We start from the raw sequence: 17,474 nt of genomic DNA on the forward strand, positions 1-17,474 counted from the left end.
TGATCCGGCCTGGCGCTGAGACCGGCGGGTTGGCACATCGCTCAGCGCCACGCGCCATCGTCACCCGTCACCACGAAGCAACCGTCAAGCAACCATCAAGCAACACCGCCGGCGCGCTCGCGCCGGTCTCTTAAGCATGTGCCGCAATCGGCACCTCACATGCCGGCACGCACGGCTTGCCGCCGACACGCCGCGCGGCCTGTGCCGAAATGCTCATCCAAAACGCCTCGAACTGCCAAGACGGCGGCAAATTGGCTTTCTATATTCGCGCCAGATTGACCACGCATAAACACGGCTGCGTGCCACTGCGCGTATTCCAGCATTGTTTATGGCGTTCGATCATTCGTAGTCTGTCGATACGCGCGAAGCCAGGCTTCAACTCGCGTGTCGAGCCAGCGTTACTTGCCTTGCCGCTTTCATCACTTGAACCGTCGACGGAAGGAGAGACCATGAGTCTTCGCAACACGCTGAAACCGCTTGCCCTGTTCGCGGGCGCCCTCTTCGCAGTCGCGCCGCTGAGCAGCTTTGCCGACGACCTGCAGGTGAAGATCGGCTTCGCCGCGCCGCTGACCGGCGCCAATGCCGGCTACGGCAAGGATCTGGAAAACGGAGTCCGGCTCGCGATCGAGGAAGCCAATGCGCAGAAGCTCAAGATCGGCGACAAGGTGGCGCAATTCCAGCTCATCTCGCAGGACGACCAGGCCGACCCGCGCATCGGCGTGCAGGCCGCGCAGAAGCTCGTCGATTCGGGCGTGTCGGTGGTGGTGGGGCACTTCAATTCGGGCACGACGATCCCCGCCTCGCAGGTGTACGAACAGGCCGGCATTCCCGTGATCGACCCCGCCGCCACCAATCCGATCATCACCGGGCGCGGTTTTGCGAACACCTTCATGGTGATTTCCACCGACGGTCAGAACGCCGGCAACGCGGGCGCGTACGCGGTGGATGTGACCAAGGCCAAACGCATCGCGATCATCGACGACCGGACCGCGTTCGGCCAGGGCGAAGCCGACGAGTTCGAGAAGGCGGTGAAGGCGCACGGCGGCACGATCGTCGCGCGCGAGTACACCGACAATCACGCGGTGGACTTCAGCACGCAGATCACCAAGATCAAGGGGACCAATGCGGACCTGGTGTTCTTCGGCGGACTGGATAACCAGGCGGCCGGTTTCGCGCGGCGCATGAAGCAACTGGGCCTGAGCGCGCAACTGGTGGGCGGCGGCGGCGTGATGGACCCGGACTTCATCAAGCTCGCGGGCGACTCGGCCGACGGCGTGATGGCCTGGGAATACGGCCGCCCGCTTGCGCAGCTGCCTGGCGGCAAGGACTTCTCCGCGAAGTTCAAGAAGCGTTTCGGCGAAGACATCCTGTCCTATGCGCCGTTCGGCTATGACGGCGCGTGGGCCGCGATCAAGGCGATGCAGCAGGCCAAATCGACCTCGCCGGCGGATTACCGGCCGGTGCTGAAGGCGATCGATTTCGAAGGCGTGACCGGCAAGATTTCGTTCGATAGCACCGGCGCGTTGAAGAGCGGTGCGTCCACGCTGTATCAGGTCAAGAACGGCGGGTGGGTGCCGATCGTCACGAAGAGCGGAACCTGAGCTGGCTAGTGCGCAACGTAGAGCGAAAACCTTAAGCGTGTGCGGCCTTGGGCTCCGAATGACCAGGGCCGTTACTTCGGATTCGTCACCTTCACCACCAGCTCGGCATCGAGATCGCGCTCGATCCGCACGAGGTCGTCTTTCATCGCGGCGAATTCGTCGGCGGAACACATCTGATGGCCGAACGCCGCGCGCAGATGGCGGGTGACCTGCAACATCCGCGTCGCGGGATCGAATACGTAGCGCGATGAAAACGTCAGAAAGCGGTCCTGCACTGCCGTATCGGCGGGTAGATCCGTGACGCGCACGAAGCGCGGCAGCGTCATCTCCAGCGTCTCGTCGAACTCTCCACCGATGCACGCCCACGGCTGGGTCCGCGTCGGCTCCGCGAGCCAGCTCTGTACCTGCGAGCCCATCCCGCCGGACAGACTCGTCAGCGCCGGCACCGCCGTCGTGCCGTCCTGCCACACGAAATGCGCGACCGTGCCCTGCATCGCCGTGGCGAACGGGCCGTTGGTCGCGCTTACGTCGTCCGTGCGCAACTGTGCCGTGCCATGCAAGCCCGTCTGCAACAGACGGTTCGCCGCGATCTGCTGCGTGCGCTGCCGCGTCGCGCGCCGGAACGTATTGCGCTCGACCTCCGCGGTGAAGCCGGCGTCCTCGACACGGTACGCGTAATTCGCCGCGCCGCTTTCGTCGACGTCGATCTGCAGGCGCGCACTGCGCCCGCGCACCTGCGTGGCCGGCGTGCGTGACAACACGCCTTCACCGACCAGCAGCACGGGCCGGTCCATCACGCCCGGCGGCAGATAGCCGAACGCCGTGCCGCCCGCCGTCGTATCGGCGAACAGCGACAGCTCAGGAATCCAGATGATCGCGTGATTGATCGCGCTCGCGCCGTAGCCGGGCACGTCCGGCAAGCTGTAGTACGGCCCGAGGTTGAGCAGCACCGCCTCGCTGCGGATGCCCACCGCGGCCAGCAGCGCGCCGTACAGCGCGACGTGATCCTTGCAGTCGCCGTAACGGTTGCGCAGGATGTCGCTCGCCTTGTGCGGGATCGCCGCCGTCTCGCCGAGAAACAACGCGACGTAGCGGATGTTCATACGCATCCAGTCGTACAGTGCCTGCGCCTTCGCGCGCGGATCGGCGGCGTTGGCGCTCAGGCTCTGCGCGAGCCGCACGATGGCGGGATCGTCGATGGTCGCATCAGTGGCGAGCCCGCGGTAACGCGCGGCGAAGCTCGCGAAGTCCGGCACCGTCGACACCATCAGCCGGTCGCCCCAGTTCGCGTAGCCGACGGCGCCCGCTTCGAGCGGCGCATACGGGCCGTGCCGGTAGTCGAATTCATAGCGAGTGCGGCCGTTGGCCGTCACCGGCGGCACCGCCGTGTAGCCGCGCGCGTCGGCATGGAGCGGCACGTCGGCAGGCAGATCGAAGATCAGCCGTTGCAGTTCGACCGGCTCGCGCGTCGGCTCGACCAGGTAGGCGAAGGTGCCCGCCTGCAGCGGCTTCGCGCGCGTCTTGCGAAACGCCAGATGCACGCGCGCGCCGGGTTCGACGCCGGGGAAGATCACCGTGCGCAGTACGCCGTCCTCGAAACTCGGTGCGCCGGCCGAGCGCGGCTCCTGCACGTCGCGGATCGCCTCGGGGCCGACCGGATGCGCGACGCCGTTGCGGTCGATGGTTTCCGCCACCAGCAGTTGCACCTGTTCGATGTCCTTGTTGAACCACACATAGCGTTGCGCGATGTCGTCGACACCGCTCGTCGTGTTGGCGCGCAGGATGGTGTCGTCGTGCTCTTCGATCGAACCGTCTTTCTGGATCGTGAACACGTGGACGTCGCTTTCCATCGTGGATGGCGCGCGGTCGTCGACGGTGGTGGCCGATGCGTCGCCGTCGGCGTGAGCGGGCGCGCAGAACGTGAAGGCGGCAAAGCCAACAAGGACGGTGAAGACGGCATACGCACCCGGCGTCGAAGCAGCGGCCCGCCCCGGCAACGCGACGCGCCCCGTCATGAACGGCGCACCCTGCCCCGCGCGCGCCACGCACGCGGACTCGCGGCGAACTCCGCGCGAAACGCGTGATTGAAATTCGACAGGTCGTTGAAGCCGCAATCGAGCGCGATGTCGACGATCTTCGCGCCGCCGTCCTGAAGACGCAGCGCCGCCGCTCGCAAACGCGCCCGCAACAGGTATTGATGCGGCGTCACGCCGCTCACGCGCCTGAACGTGCGCAGGAAGTGGAACTCGCTCAAGCCCGCGGCGTCGGCGAGGCTCGTGAGCGTATGCGGCGCACTTGGCGTCTCGTCGATCAGGCGTGCGATCTGCGCGACACGCGACTTCGCCATGCTGCTGGCCGCGCCCTTCGCGCACGCCTCGGCGCGCGTCACGGCGCCGGCGGCTTGCAGCGTCGCGGCCGCCAGCTCGACGGCCAGCTCGTCCCAGACGCCTTCGTTGGTGTCGTCCGAATCCGCGCGAGCGCCGCCACAAGCCCGCGCTAGCAGCGGCGAGAACGCACGCTGCGACGCAATGCGCGCACACCTGAAATTCAACTGGCCGCTCGCGACGCCCGCATCCGCGGCAAGCCGCTCGAAGTACGCGGGCGCATAGTGGAACGCGATACAGCGGTCGCCGGCCCCATGCCAGTGCCCGCACTCGAAGCATTCGCCGGTGTTGCCTAGCAGCAGCGCGCCGGGCGTGAGCAATTCGCGGCCGGGCGCCGCACGGTAGTCGAACGAACCGGCCACCACCATCGCGATGCACACGCCGGCGTGCCGCTCCTCGAAGGGCCGGTCACGCGGGCCGAACGTGCACAGCATGTCCGCGACCTCCCAGCCCGCGCCCTGGGCGAGCGCACGCGCGGCCATGGCGCCGCGCGCGCCGTCCCGCTCCCGCTGAGCCAGCGCCTGCTGCAACGTGACGGCAATTTTCCCCAAGATGCACCTCGGCCGAGTCCGTATCGTGGTTTTAGCACATCGGCGGGCGGCGCGGTTCGGCCCGCCCGGCGATGTCGATCCGACTCTCGGCCCATGGAGCACACAGCATGAAGCGACTGGAGAACATCTTCGAGGGCGGCTTCGTCGCCGCATTGAACGCACCGGCGCGTGCCGCCGATATCGACGCCGCTGACGACCTCTACGGCTGGCTGATCGGCAGCTGGGAGATGGACGTGGTGCACTATCGCGTCGACCTGCGCGACGCGCCGCGGCGCGGCGAGATTCATTTCGGCTGGGTGCTCGAAGGCCGCGCCGTGCAGGACGTGTGGATCATGCCGCCGCGCGGCGCACGCGAACTCGCGACCGGCGCGAGGAGCAATACCGATGCGACGAATCCGGCAGCCGACGCGATGTACGGCACCACCCTGCGCATCTGGGACCCGGCGCTGCGCGCGTGGCGCGTCACCTACTTCAACCCGCGGACCGGCCAGCGCGACGAGTTGACCGGCCGGCGCATCGGCGACGATCTCGTGCAGATCGGCACGCACGCCAATGGCACGCCGATTCGCTGGAATTTCACCGACATCACGCGCGATGCCTTCCGTTGGACGGGCGTGGCCCTCGCTGCAGACGGCGTGACGTGGACGCTCGAAGCCGAGTTTCACGCACGGCGCAAGGGCTAGTCCACGACCGGATCGGTGTAATCGACGGGCTGCGACTCGCGTCTCACTCCCCTTCGCCCAGATGCGCGAGCAGCGCCTGCAACCTCTCCACATGCCTGAGCAGCAAATGGCGATGTTTCTCGATCTGCTCGAGCCGGCCCGCAAGGTCGGCCTGGATCGGGTCGTCGAGCTCGGAGGCGGCGATCACCTCCTCCACCTTCGCACGCATCACCGACAGCTCCACCGGCGCGTGAATCAGATGCCGCTCGAAACGCCGCACGTCCTGAATCGCCGACTCGCGGACCTTACGAAAATGCGCGTGACGCCGATGCGCTTCGACGTCGAGCGTTTCTTCCTCGACGCGTTTCGCGGGCCCCGGCTGGCCGAAGATCGGCTCGGGCGGCCGCAACACGGTTTTCTTTCGCACCGGATGCGCCGTGCCGCGAAAACGCGCGAGTGGCTGTTCGTTGTCGATCGCCTCGCGCGCGTTCGGCGGTATCTCGTGCTCGGTGTGCGGCACGTTCATCCAGCCGCCCGGCAAACCGGTCACCGCTTCAATGCCGCGCACGAATTCCTCGCTGAATTCGCGCTGCCCGGACAGCATCAATTTCAGGTAGCTCGCGGAAAAGGTCATCATGCGCGCGAGCCGGGTCGCCGCGCCGACCTCGCGGGTCAGCAGCACCAGGTTCGCTCGCCAGACCGGGAGCAGCAATTCGTCGGAATCTTCCATCGCTGGGTCTTCCATCTTGTTGCCCGATGTAGTGACGACACGCTCGCGCGCGTCATCGTTTTGAAAGGGTAGCCGCTTCACTACGTGGGGCGCAATCCCGGCGTGCGCACCCGTGTATTCATTGCCCCACACCTGCGCCGTTGTGTCGAAAATACACGGTACCGCGCGCCCCGCCTTGCTGCACGCGCCTCACGCCGGACCGCGTGTTGCATTGACACACGCATTCGCACGGTGTTCCTACGCGCGCCGCCACGCAATGTGGCATCCTTGCGTGCCGATGCGGTACGTCCGGTGCTGCATCGGTAGCTCCACAACATTGACTTAAGGGTTTTGTAATGAAGAAAATCGTTCTCGCCATGGCTGCAGCCGTCGTCACCCTGAGCGCGATCGCTCCCGCACAAGCGTATGAGCATCATCGCGAATGCCACAAGGTGCGTGTTCACCATCACTGGGAAAAGCGCTGCCACTAATGGTGGCGATGCCGTGCCCGACAGGCACGGCACGCGTCGCAAAGCCCCGCAAAAGCGGGGCTTTTTTTATAGCAGACGGGTTTGATGCGGCACAGCGCCAACGGACGTGTTCGACGCGATATACATTCCGCGCGAAAGCGCCGTCACGCAATCACGGACACATGCTGTTACACCTTTGCGGTGCGAGCCGACACGGACCCGACCTCGCGCGATAGCGCGGCGGCATAACCCGCGTGGTGAAGTGTTGAGTTGAAGGCGGAGGCGATCTCGCCTTCAGATGATCTCCGATTCGTCTTTCAAGCCGCTGCGACGCGCTGCAACGCCGTCGTCACCAGCGCTTCGAGCAAGGGCTCGACCTTCGCCGCCAGCGTGTCGTCATACGCGTAGGGCAGCTGTTCTTCCATATACGTGATCTGCGACAACTCGAGCTGCACCGCATGCACGCCTTGCGCCGGTTGCCCGTATTGCCGCGTGATATAGCCGCCCTTGAAGCGGCCGTTGGCGACCGCCGTATAGCCGCCATGCCGTTCGACGACAGCAGCCAGGGCCTCGCCCATGCCCGCCACCGCACTCGCGCCGTTCGACGTGCCGAAATTGAAATCCGGCAGACGTCCCGGGAAGAAGCGGGGCACCCGCGAGCGGATCGAATGCGCTTCCCACAGCAGCACCTTGCCGTGCTTCGCGTTGAGCGCTGCGAGCTCGCCGCTCAACGCGTCGTGATACGGCTTCCAGTACGCGTCGCGGCGGCGCGCGACTTCGGCGTCGTCCGGCAGATGCCCGTCGAGGTACAAGGGCTCCTTCTCGAACGTGTCGACCGGCAAAAGCCCCGTCGTGTCCTGCCCCGGATAGAGGTTCGCGCCGTCGGGCGGCCGGTTCAGATCGATCACATAGCGCGCGTACGTGGGCGCGAGAATCGAGGCGCCCATGCGTTTGGCGAAAGCATAGAGGCGGTCCAGATGCCAGTCGCAATCGTCGGTGCGTTGCGCGACCGGGGTCATCGTCGCGGCGATGTCGGCGGGAATCTGCGTGCCCAGATGCGGGATCGAGATCAGTAGCGGCAGGCTTCCCTGATGCAGCGAGAAAACCGGCGGTGTGTTCAATGCAGTCATGTCAGTCCGGAAGAATCGGTGGGATCGAAGCATCGGTTCGGCAAGTCATCGACTTGCGCTCTTCACTTCAGCAGCTCGGCGAGCGCCGCGCGATAGCGCGCGTAAGCGCCCTCTTCGTCGCGATGCCTGCGGTTCTCGACGACCTTGTCGCCGCCCGCGTAGACGTCGCGAATCGGCGTCTCGCCATGTTCGCAGAATACAACGCCCGAGAGCCACGCAGCGGGCGCATGCTCGGCGATGCTCGCGTGATCGGCGTCGAGCACCAGCCAGTCCGCCCGGCGGCCCGCCTGCAACGCGCCGACCGCGCGGCCGGTCGCCTGCGCGCCACCATCGAGCGCGGCGTTGAACAGGCGGTCGGCGACATACGGGGCCTGCGCGGACGCCAGCACGTTGCGCTGGCGGCGCGTCAGACGCTGGCCGTATTCGAGCAGCCGCAATTCGGCGCGCCAATCGACACCGATATGGCTATCCGAGCCCACGCCGATACGCCCTTGCGCGTCGAGATAGTCCTGCGCCGGGAAAATGCCGTCGCCGAGATTGGCTTCGGTGGTCAGGCACAAACCGGCCACCGCGCCGCTTCTCGCGAGGGCCAGCGTTTCGTTGGCATCGACGTGGGTTGCGTGCACGAGACACCAGCGGCTATCGACCTCGAAACGATCCAGCAGCCATTGCACCGGCCGCGCGCCTTCGGTCTCGACGCATGCATCGACTTCGGCGGTCTGTTCGGCGATATGGATGTGCACCGGCGCATCGGCGTCGATGCCGCCGAGCAGCACCCGCAACGAATCCGCCGACACCGCGCGCAGCGAATGCGGCGCCACGCCGTAACGCAACGCGGCGCTCTCGGGACGCGCCGAGCGCAGCGTGCCGAGCAGATCGAGCAGGCTTTCAGGCGTGTTGATGAAACGCCGCTGATCGTCGCGCGGCGCCCGCGAACCAAAGCCGCTGTACTGATACAGCACCGGCAGCATCGTCATGCCGATGCCGCTCGCCGACGCCGCCTCCACCACGCGTTGGGCCAGCTCCGCCTGATTCGCGTAACGGTTGCCGTCCTGGGCGTGATGCACGTAGTGAAACTCGCACACCGACGTATAGCCCGCCTTCAGCATTTCGATGTACAGCCATTGCGCGACGCTCGCGAGGCCCTCGGGCGTAATGCGCGCGGCGAAGCGATACATCAGGTCGCGCCAGCTCCAGAAGTTGTCGGTGGCGCCGGTGCCGGTCGCGGCGCGATATTCGGTGAGGCCGGCCATCGCGCGCTGGAAGGCGTGCGAATGAAGATTCGGCATGCCAGGCAATACCGGGCCGGCGGCTTGGCTCACTTCAGCCGGCGCGGCGCTATCCGGCGTGACCGCCGTCAGCGTGCCGTGCGCGTCCCACTCCAGCAGCACGTTGCGGCGCCAGCCATCCGGCAGATAGGCGTACTCGGCGAACAGCGCTCGATTCGATTGTGTCATCGCTTAAGTCGTCTCTCAGGTCCTGGCTCGGGGTCTCAGCTCAGGTCACGTCGTGTATAAACGGTCTCGCCCGCGCGCACGACCCTCGCGCACAACGGACGTCCGATCCAGTACGCCAGCTCCGCGAGCGAATCGACCGACCAGACCGCGAAGTCGGCCGCACGTCCGGCTTCAAGCACGCCGTGCGTGTCCGCTTTGCCGAGCGCGCGCGCCGCATGCGAGCTCACGCCTTGCAGCACTTCGGGCACGGTCATGCGAAACAGCGTGCTCGCCATGTTCATCATCAGCAGCAGCGACGTGGCGGGCGACGTGCCGGGGTTGCTGTCGGTCGAAATCGCGATCGGCACCTCGTAGCGGCGCAACAATTCGAGCGGCGGCAATTGCGTTTCGCGGATGAAGTAGTACGCGCCCGGCAACAGCACGGCCACCGTGCCCGCCGCTTTCATCGCGGCGACGCCGGCTTCGTCGAGGAATTCGAGGTGGTCGGCGGACAGCGCGCGATGGCGCGCGGCAAGTGCGGTGCCGCCACCGTTCGACAACTGCTCGGCGTGCATCTTCACCGGCAGCTTGTAGCGCTCTGCCGCGTTGAACACGCGCTCGCTTTGCGCGAGCGAAAAGCCGATGCGCTCGCAGAACACATCGACCGCATCGACGAGGCCTTCATCGACGAGCGCGGGCAGCATTGTCTCGCAGACTTCGTCGATATACGCGTCCGCGCGGCCGGCGAATTCGGGCGGCAATGCGTGCGCGCCGAGAAACGTCGTGTAGACCGTCACCGGATAGCGCTCGCCCAACTGCCGTGCGACGCGCAGCATCTTGCGCTCGCTGGCGAGATCGAGGCCGTAGCCGGATTTGATTTCGATGGCCGTCACGCCTTCGGCCAGCAGCGGTTCGAGCCGCGCGGCCGCTTGCCGCAACAGCGAGGCTTCGTCCGCGGCGCGCGTGGCGCGCACCGTCGAGACGATGCCGCCGCCCTGCCGCGCGATCTCCTCATAGCTGACGCCCGCGAGGCGCTGCGCGAATTCGTCCGCGCGCTGCCCGCCGTACACCAGATGCGTATGGCAATCGACGAGGCCCGGCGTCACCCATGCGCCGTGCAAATCTTCGCGCGGCCACGCGGCGTAGTGAGCGGGTAATTCGGAGGCTGCGCCGAGCCATGCAATGCGGCCGTCTTCGACGGCGATCGCGGCATCGGCGAGCGTGTGTTGGGGGTCGCCCTGCGGGCAGAGTTTCAGGTGATGCCAGACGGTTTGCTTCATCGCGTGCCCGTTGCAGCTCGTTGGGTTCCCTGGTGGTTCGCATGCGCGCGCTTTTCTGCGGCGTCGAGGCGCGCACGCGAAGCGTCGTCATCGTACGGTGTAGCGGATGCTGATTGCGAGCACCGCGCCCGCGCCTTCGAGTGTGCACGACAGCGCGTTCGACGGGTCCTGCATGTCGATGCGCAGCGTGTCGCCGGTGTCGAGCGGCAGCGCTTCGGCGTCGCCGGCGGCGAGCGAAACCGAGCCGCTTGCGCAGTACAGCAGCACGACATCCGCCGACACGCTGTGTTGCTTGCGTTGCTGCGATTGTCCACGCCACACGTCGAGTTCGCCCTGCGCCGCGTCACGCCGCACCATCAGGTTGAAGTCGCGCGTCGCACCGTCGACGAGACGCGCGTCGATCCGCGCTTCGCCGTCGAAACGTGCGATGTCGAGTGCCCGCGTCAGCGGGTGCGACTTCACCGCGTGCGCGCCGGTTTCGTCGAGCACCATCCCCGCGCCGGACAGCAACACCAGCGTACGGTCGATGCCCTCGAAACGCGAGAACGGCCCGGCCTGCGCGACGTCGGCGATGCTCACGCGCCACACGAAATCGTTCATGCCGGCGCGCTCGGGAAACACCGCCACTTCGCGCGTGACGCCGCCGCCGTTCTTCCACGGCGCCGCCACGAGCTCGGCGCCGCGAATCAGCGTGAGCGTCGCCATGCTGCCCACGTCCGCCACGATCAGCGGCCCAGCATCGGCAGATTGAGGCCCGCCTCGCGCGCGGTGTCCTGCGCGAGTTCGTAGCCTGCATCCGCGTGACGCATCACGCCGGTGGCCGGGTCGTTGAACAGCACGCGGCCGAGGCGTTCGCGCGCGGCATCCGTGCCGTCCGCGACGATCACGACGCCGGAGTGCTGGCTAAAGCCCATGCCGACCCCGCCGCCATGGTGCAGCGACACCCACGACGCGCCGCCCGCCGTATTCAGCAGCGCGTTGAGCAGCGGCCAGTCGCTGACCGCGTCCGAGCCGTCCTTCATCGATTCGGTTTCGCGATTCGGGCTTGCCACCGAACCGGTGTCGAGGTGATCGCGGCCAATCACGATCGGCGCCTTCAGCTCACCGTTCTTCACCATCTCGTTGAACGCCTGGCCCAGACGATAGCGATCCTTGACGCCGACCCAGCAGATCCGCGCCGGCAGCCCCTGGAACGCGATGCGTTCGCGCGCCATGTCGAGCCAGTTGTGCAGATGCGGATCGTCGGGGATCAGTTCCTTGACCTTCGCGTCGGTCTTGTAGATATCCTCAGGATCGCCCGACAGCGCGACCCAGCGGAACGGGCCCTTGCCTTCGCAGAACAGCGGGCGGATATACGCGGGCACGAAGCCCGGGAAATCGAAGGCATTCTCGACGCCCATTTCCAGCGCCATCTGACGGATGTTGTTGCCGTAGTCGAGCGTGGCCGCGCCGCGCTCCTGCAGCGTGAGCATCGCCTGCACCTGTTTGGCCATCGATTGCTTGGCCGGCATGATGATGCTGTCCGGCGCGGTCTTCATGCGCTCGCGCCAGTCTTCCACGCTCCAGCCTTGCGGCAGGTATCCGTGAATCGGATCGTGCGCGCTGGTCTGGTCGGTCACGCAGTCCGGCGTGATGCCGCGCGCCACGCACTCGGCGAACACGTCGGCGGCATTGCCGAGCAGACCGATCGACACCGGCTTGCCGGCCTGCTTCGCTGCGTCGAGCATCGCGAGCGCTTCGTCGAGCGTCTTTGCTTTCTTGTCGACGTAGCGCGTCTTCAGACGGAAATCGATGCGCGTCTCGTCGCATTCGACCGCGATCATCGAAAAGCCCGCCATGGTCGCGGCGAGCGGCTGCGCGCCGCCCATGCCGCCGAGACCGCCGGTCAAAATCCAGCGGCCCTTCGGATCGCCGTTGAAGTGCTGGTTCGCCACCGAGAAGAACGTCTCGTAGGTGCCCTGCACGATGCCCTGGCTGCCGATGTAGATCCAGCTGCCCGCGGTCATCTGACCGTACATCATCAGGCCCTTGCGATCGAGTTCGTGAAAGTGTTCCCACGTCGCCCAATGCGGCACCAGGTTCGAATTGGCGAGCAGCACGCGCGGCGCATCCGCATGCGTGCGGAACACGCCGACCGGCTTGCCCGATTGAATCAGCAGCGTCTCGTCTTCATCCAGGTCCTTCAGCGACGCGAGAATCTGATCGAAGCAATCCCAGTTGCGCGCGGCGCGGCCAATGCCGCCGTACACCACGAGCGCGTGCGGATGCTCGGCGACTTCGGGGTCCAGATTGTTCTGGATCATCCGGTACGCGGCTTCCGCGATCCACGTCTTGCAGGTCTTTTCCGCACCGCGCGGCGCACGGATCGTACGGGTCGGGTCGAGTCGCGGATCGATGTGTTTCGGGTTGTTCATGGTGGCCCTCGGAAGGCTGGAAAATGTTCGGGAGAGATTCTGGGAATGCGTCGGCAAAAAGTCGGGAACAGCGAAATCAGAAATGTCCGGTGAAGCGGTAACGGCTGCCGGGGTGCCACAGATTGGCAATCGAGGCGACCTGGCTTTGCGACCACGTGCGCCGATGCAGCACGAGACACGGCTCCAGTTCGTCCATCGTCAACAGTTCGCGCGTGTCGGCATCCGCCGCCAGCGCCTCGATCCGGTACTCGACCCGCTGCAACGGCGCGACGCGCACGAGATACTGGTTCGGCGTGGTGTTCGTGAAGTCCTGCAATGCGTAGTCGGGCGCGACGGCCGGGTTGACCCAGCGCTCTTCGAGTTGCACCGGCTCGTCGTTTTCGAAATGCAGCACGCGCGAGTGAAACACCGGGCTGCCCGCGCTCACCTGCATCTCCTCGGCAAGCGCCGCGTCGGCGATGCTCGCGCCGATGTGCAACACCTTCGCCTGATAGCGATGGCCACGCGCGACGATTTCATCGGAAATGCTGCGGATGGCCACCAGTGTCGATTCGTACTTCGGACGCGCCACGAACGTGCCCGAGCCCTGCACGCGGGTGAGCACCTGCTCCGAGGTCAGCTCGCGCAACGCGCGGTTGACCGTCATGCGCGCGACGTTGAATTCGCGTGCGAGCTCGTTTTCGGAGGGCACCTGGTCGCCTTCACCCCACTCGCCCGCATGGATGCGCGCGAGGATGAAGTCCTTGATGCCCTGATAAGCCGGTGCGTTCATTGGCCTCGTCCGCGTATTCACAACTTACTGCTCGGACACGAACGAGAACGGGCTCAGCTTCGCCACCGTGCCGTCCTGCACGAGCTTCGTGACCGCCGCGATGTCCGGCGCGAAGTAGTGATCGAGTTCGTAGTGCGCGACGTCCTTGCGCACCGCGTCCATCACCTTCTGCAAGCTCGGGCTGGTCTTGTGCGGCGCGCGCAGATCGACGCCTTGCGCGGCGGCGAGTAGTTCGATCGACAGGATGTTCGCGGTGTTCTCCGCGATGTCGCCGAGCTTGCGCGCGGCGAAGGTCGCCATCGACACGTGGTCTTCCTGATTCGCGGAGGTCGGCAGCGAATCGACCGAGGCCGGATGCGCGAGCGTCTTGTTTTCCGAGGCGAGCGCGGCGGCCGTCACGTGAGCGATCATGAAGCCGGAGTTCACTCCGCCGTCGCGCACGAGGAACGGCGGCAGACCCGACAGCGTCGCGTCGATCAGCAATGCGATGCGGCGCTCGGCCAGTGCGCCGATTTCGGCGGCGGCCAATGCGAGGTTGTCCGCGGCGAACGCGACCGGCTCGGCGTGGAAGTTGCCGCCCGAGAGTACTTCGCCGGTGTCCGGGAAAATCAGCGGATTGTCGGAGACCGCGTTGGCTTCCAGCAGCAGCACGTCGGCCGCGTGGCGCATCTGGTCGAGACACGCACCCATGACTTGCGGCTGGCAGCGCAGGCTGTACGGGTCCTGCACCTTGTCGCAATCGGCGTGCGAGACGTTGATGCCCGAGCCTTGCAGCAGCGAGCGGTAAGCCGCCGCCGCGTCGATCTGGCCTTGATGGCCGCGCAGTTCATGAATGCGTGCGTCGAACGGCTTGACCGAACCCATGGCCGCATCCACCGACAACGCCCCCGCCACCAGCGCGGTGCGGTACAGGTCTTCGATCGCGAACATGTTGTAGAGCGCGAGCGCGGTCGACGCCTGCGTGCCGTTGAGCAGCGCGAGACCTTCCTTCGCTTGCAGCGTGAGCGGCTTCAGGCCGACGAGCGCGAGACCTTCGGTGGCCGGCATGCGCTCGCCCTTCGCGAACACTTCGCCGACGCCGAGCAGCGTCGCCGACATATGCGCGAGCGGCGCGAGGTCGCCCGATGCTCCGACCGAACCCTTGACCGGGATCACCGGCAGCACGTCGGCGTTATACAGCGTGATCAGCGCTTCCATCACTTCGCGGCGGATGCCCGAGTGGCCGCGGCCGAGACTCGACAGCTTCAGCGCGATCAACAGACGCACGACCGGACGCGACATCGGCTCACCCACCCCGACCGCGTGCGACAGCACGAGATTGCGTTGCAGCAGTTCGAGCTGGTCGCGGGGGATATGCGTGCTCGCGAGGCGCCCAAAGCCCGTGTTGATACCGTAGGCCGGCTCGCCCTTCGCGGCGATGTCGGCGACGGCTTGCGCACAGGCGTCGATGGCGGCGTGGCTGGCGGGGTCGAGTTGCAGCGTGATGTGCTCACGTGCAATCTGGCGCAGTTGCGGGAGGGTCAGGTAGCCGGGTGTCAGAATCATGGTGTCGTTGTCCTGTCTATACAATTTCAGAGAAGTCTAGCGGCGAGGTCTTGTATATACAACTTCTTTTTTATAAATCCGGCCTGGGGATTTCCATTAAGGGTCGATTGGGTGGGCCTACTTGCCTTTAGAAGTGGTATCCCTGCGCGGGTTCGTTCGGCTTGGGTTGCCGCGTGAGGGCAATGAACTTGTATATACACCTTCATCATGCGCGAAGCCAGCCGGACAAAAAACACTCAGCCGCGGCCCTCGTCCCACGCAGCCCGGCTGCACCTCAGGAAAGTTATAGGAGAGCCGGCTCGCGAACCCCAGTCCCTCGTCCGCGCGTGTTCCCATTGTTGATTTCAAATCAAGATTGATTTGAGACCAACACACTTTTTGCGAGAATCAGGACGGCGGATACTGCATGCCTGTCATCGTGTTTCCACCAGGGAGAACGTCTTGAAAATTTTCATCACGGGCGCAAGCGGGTTTATCGGCGGTTCGATCGCGGCGCATCTCGTGCGCGCCGGCCACCAGGTACGCGGCCTGATCCGCAAACCCGAACACAGCGCCGAGTTGCAGCGTCACGGCATCGAGCCGGTCATCGGTACGCTCGACGACCGCGCGTTGCTGATCGCCGAAGCGCAAGCCGCCGATGCCGTCATCAATGCCGCGAGCAGCGACCATGAAGGCGCGGTGAAGGCGCTGATCGAAGGGCTGGCCGGTTCCGGCAAGCCGTTCCTGCATACGAGCGGTTCGAGCATCGTCGGCGATGCGTCGGGTGGCGAAGCGGGTGAGGCGCGCATCTATCACGAAGACGCGCTGCCCACGCCGGGCGCTGACAAAGCGGCGCGCGTCGCAATCGATCGACGGGTGCTCGACGCCGCGCAGCAGAACATCCGCTCGGCCGTGCTGTGCAACACGCTGATCTACGGTCACGGCGCGGTAGCCGGCAGCGCGAGCGTGCAGTTGCCGCGCCTCCAGCGTCAGGCGCAAAAGAGCGGCGTGGTGCGTCACGTCGGCAGCGGCGGCAACATCTGGTCGAACGTGCATATCGACGACGTCGCCGAACTCTATCGCCTCGCGTTGGAGAAGACGCCGGCGGGCACGTTCTATTTCGTCGAAAGCGGCGAAGCGTCGTTCCGCGACATGAGCGCCGCGATCGCTCGCGTGATGAAGCTCGGCGAACCGCAAGACTGGCCGCTCGATGAAGCGCAGAAGGAATGGGGCTATGAAATGGCTTCGTACGGTCTGGGCTCGAACAGCCGCGTGCGCGGCGAGCGCGCGCGCAAGCTGCTCGGCTGGCAGCCGAAGCGCACTTCGGTGATCGACTGGATCGAGCACGACATGCTGGCCGCCAGCAAGACGTCGTAAGCCGTGTAAGCACGGCCGTTGCGAATCCGTAAGCTCGTGCCGATAAAATCGCGCTCACCTGACCGTGCGATTCGACCATCAGGGTCGCACACGAGCCCGGATTTTATCGATGAACCTTGCGTTGAACTTCGACTGGCTGACGAACCTGCTGGCGATTCTATTTATCGTAGCGTGCCTGTACGACGCGCGCTACGACGAATACGGCGTCTTGACGCTGAGCGCGGCCGCGATGGGTCTCGCCGTGATGGCGATCGAGTTTTTCCTCAAGCCCGCCTTCGACATGGCACTTTGATGGGCGAGCAATACGGCATGACGCGCATGCCGTATTGCCTACGCCTTCACTTCAAACGGTATTGCACCGTTCAGGCACCGCACGCGTCACCACCGCCGCGCGTTTCATCTTCATAACGATCGTGATGTTTGACCCAGTCGGTCAGATTGCTGGCTTCGTTGCGTCCTTTCGGCGTGACGTCAAGATGCGCGTACGTGTTGATGAAGCGTTCGTCGCCGCGTCCATAGCACGAATACGTGTGATACACGACGCCGTCGCCGTCCTTGTAGAACACGCTATGGCCGTGATGTTCGTCGATGCCGACGTCCTGCTCGGTAAAGTTGTAGCAGGCCTTCCTGCTGGCTAGCTGCTCGGGTGTGAACGACACGTGGTAGTCGAAATTGAAATCGCTGCCACTCGACGACACCCACGGAAAGGTCCATCCCATCCGCTTTCTGAACACCTCGATCTTCGCGAGCGGCGCGCGCGATACCGTCACGTACGACACGTCGTGGTGCTCCAGGTGCGTCACGATTCCCGTCATGTGATCCGACAGGAACGAGCAGCCGACACAGCCCTCTTCCCAATCCGGGCCCATCATGAAGTGATAAACGATCAACTGGCTGCGGCCGCCGAACAGCTCGGCCAGCGTCTTGCGGCCCTGCGGCGTATCGAACCAATAGGTCTCGTCGACTTTGACCCATGGCAACGCGCGGCGCTTGCGGGCGAGTTCGTCGCCGGCGCGCATGTGTGCTTTCTCTTCGGCCAGCAGCGCTCTGCTCGCGGCGAACCATTCCTCTCTCGTGGCCATGCTGTGTTGCGGTTCCATTTATGCCTCCTTGCCTGCTGGATGCAGGTTGGTCAGGTGCGCTCACACGCTTCCCGAGCGTTTC

At 65.4% G+C, this 17,474-nt stretch carries 16 protein-coding genes; 5 read left to right on the top strand and 11 right to left on the bottom strand.

Annotated features, from left to right (window positions below; translation table 11 throughout):
• Positions 1-449: 449 nt before the first annotated feature.
• Positions 450-1,601 carry a branched-chain amino acid ABC transporter substrate-binding protein gene (locus ACZ9H4_RS10490; RefSeq protein WP_408154428.1) on the top strand — a complete coding sequence of 384 codons (1,152 nt, stop codon included), beginning with the start codon at positions 450-452 and terminating at the stop codon, positions 1,599-1,601.
• Positions 1,602-1,672: 71 nt separating this feature from the next.
• On the opposite strand, the gene ACZ9H4_RS10495 is transcribed toward ACZ9H4_RS10490, so the two are convergent.
• Together ACZ9H4_RS10495 and ACZ9H4_RS10500 are read right to left on the bottom strand one after the other, a co-directional pair.
• Complete coding sequence (locus ACZ9H4_RS10495; protein ID WP_476118975.1) at positions 1,673-3,616, bottom strand: DUF3857 domain-containing transglutaminase family protein; 1,944 nt, start codon at positions 3,614-3,616, stop codon at positions 1,673-1,675.
• Complete coding sequence (locus tag ACZ9H4_RS10500) at positions 3,613-4,536, bottom strand: helix-turn-helix transcriptional regulator (RefSeq protein WP_476118976.1); 924 nt, start codon at positions 4,534-4,536, stop codon at positions 3,613-3,615. Before ACZ9H4_RS10500 ends, ACZ9H4_RS10495 begins: the two co-directional genes overlap by 4 nt.
• Before the next feature lie 107 nt (positions 4,537-4,643).
• Here ACZ9H4_RS10500 and ACZ9H4_RS10505 point away from each other — a divergent pair, with 107 nt between their 5' ends.
• Complete coding sequence (locus ACZ9H4_RS10505) at positions 4,644-5,219, top strand: hypothetical protein (RefSeq protein ID WP_476118978.1); 576 nt, start codon at positions 4,644-4,646, stop codon at positions 5,217-5,219.
• Between the two features lie 43 nt (positions 5,220-5,262).
• Here the strand turns inward: ACZ9H4_RS10505 and ACZ9H4_RS10510 are convergent, their stop codons facing one another.
• Positions 5,263-5,928, bottom strand: a complete 666-nt coding sequence (locus ACZ9H4_RS10510) for a hypothetical protein (RefSeq protein ID WP_476118979.1) — start codon at positions 5,926-5,928, stop codon at positions 5,263-5,265.
• Between the two features lie 335 nt (positions 5,929-6,263).
• Between ACZ9H4_RS10510 and ACZ9H4_RS10515 the strand changes: the two genes are divergently transcribed.
• Entirely contained in the window at positions 6,264-6,398 is a 135-nt protein-coding gene (locus ACZ9H4_RS10515; RefSeq protein ID WP_255219733.1) for a hypothetical protein, read from the top strand.
• Between the two features lie 296 nt (positions 6,399-6,694).
• Here ACZ9H4_RS10515 and hutG read toward each other — a convergent pair whose 3' ends face one another.
• From hutG to hutH, 7 genes are all read right to left on the bottom strand, one after another.
• Positions 6,695-7,507: an N-formylglutamate deformylase gene (gene hutG, locus ACZ9H4_RS10520; protein WP_476118980.1), complete on the bottom strand. Its 813-nt coding sequence runs from the start codon at positions 7,505-7,507 to the stop codon at positions 6,695-6,697.
• Positions 7,508-7,569: 62 nt separating this feature from the next.
• Positions 7,570-8,964: a formimidoylglutamate deiminase gene (locus ACZ9H4_RS10525; protein WP_408154438.1), complete on the bottom strand. Its 1,395-nt coding sequence runs from the start codon at positions 8,962-8,964 to the stop codon at positions 7,570-7,572.
• 35 nt (positions 8,965-8,999) lie between these two features.
• Positions 9,000-10,223 (bottom strand): imidazolonepropionase, encoded by a 1,224-nt coding sequence (gene hutI / locus ACZ9H4_RS10530; RefSeq protein ID WP_476118981.1) that lies wholly within the window; start codon positions 10,221-10,223, stop codon positions 9,000-9,002.
• Between the two features lie 87 nt (positions 10,224-10,310).
• A complete protein-coding gene (locus ACZ9H4_RS10535) occupies positions 10,311-10,928 on the bottom strand; it encodes a HutD/Ves family protein (RefSeq protein WP_476118983.1) in 618 nt (205 codons plus the stop codon).
• A gap of 20 nt (positions 10,929-10,948) precedes the next feature.
• Entirely contained in the window at positions 10,949-12,637 is a 1,689-nt protein-coding gene (hutU, locus tag ACZ9H4_RS10540) for a urocanate hydratase (RefSeq protein WP_476118984.1), read from the bottom strand.
• 76 nt (positions 12,638-12,713) lie between these two features.
• The gene (hutC, locus tag ACZ9H4_RS10545) at positions 12,714-13,409 is read right to left on the bottom strand and encodes a histidine utilization repressor (RefSeq protein ID WP_408148821.1); all 696 of its coding nucleotides are present in this window, start codon (positions 13,407-13,409) and stop codon (positions 12,714-12,716) included.
• Positions 13,410-13,433: 24 nt separating this feature from the next.
• Positions 13,434-14,954 carry a histidine ammonia-lyase gene (gene hutH / locus ACZ9H4_RS10550; RefSeq protein WP_408148822.1) on the bottom strand — a complete coding sequence of 507 codons (1,521 nt, stop codon included), beginning with the start codon at positions 14,952-14,954 and terminating at the stop codon, positions 13,434-13,436.
• Positions 14,955-15,395: 441 nt separating this feature from the next.
• Here hutH and ACZ9H4_RS10555 point away from each other — a divergent pair, with 441 nt between their 5' ends.
• Positions 15,396-16,310, top strand: a complete 915-nt coding sequence (locus ACZ9H4_RS10555; protein WP_476118985.1) for an NAD-dependent epimerase/dehydratase family protein — start codon at positions 15,396-15,398, stop codon at positions 16,308-16,310.
• Between the two features lie 109 nt (positions 16,311-16,419).
• A complete protein-coding gene (locus tag ACZ9H4_RS10560; RefSeq protein WP_408148826.1) occupies positions 16,420-16,602 on the top strand; it encodes a hypothetical protein in 183 nt (60 codons plus the stop codon).
• Between the two features lie 70 nt (positions 16,603-16,672).
• Here the strand turns inward: ACZ9H4_RS10560 and ACZ9H4_RS10565 are convergent, their stop codons facing one another.
• Complete coding sequence (locus tag ACZ9H4_RS10565; RefSeq protein WP_408148828.1) at positions 16,673-17,410, bottom strand: DUF899 domain-containing protein; 738 nt, start codon at positions 17,408-17,410, stop codon at positions 16,673-16,675.
• Positions 17,411-17,474: the final 64 nt, after the last annotated feature.

The organism is Paraburkholderia sp. TE9906 (assembly GCF_056279605.1).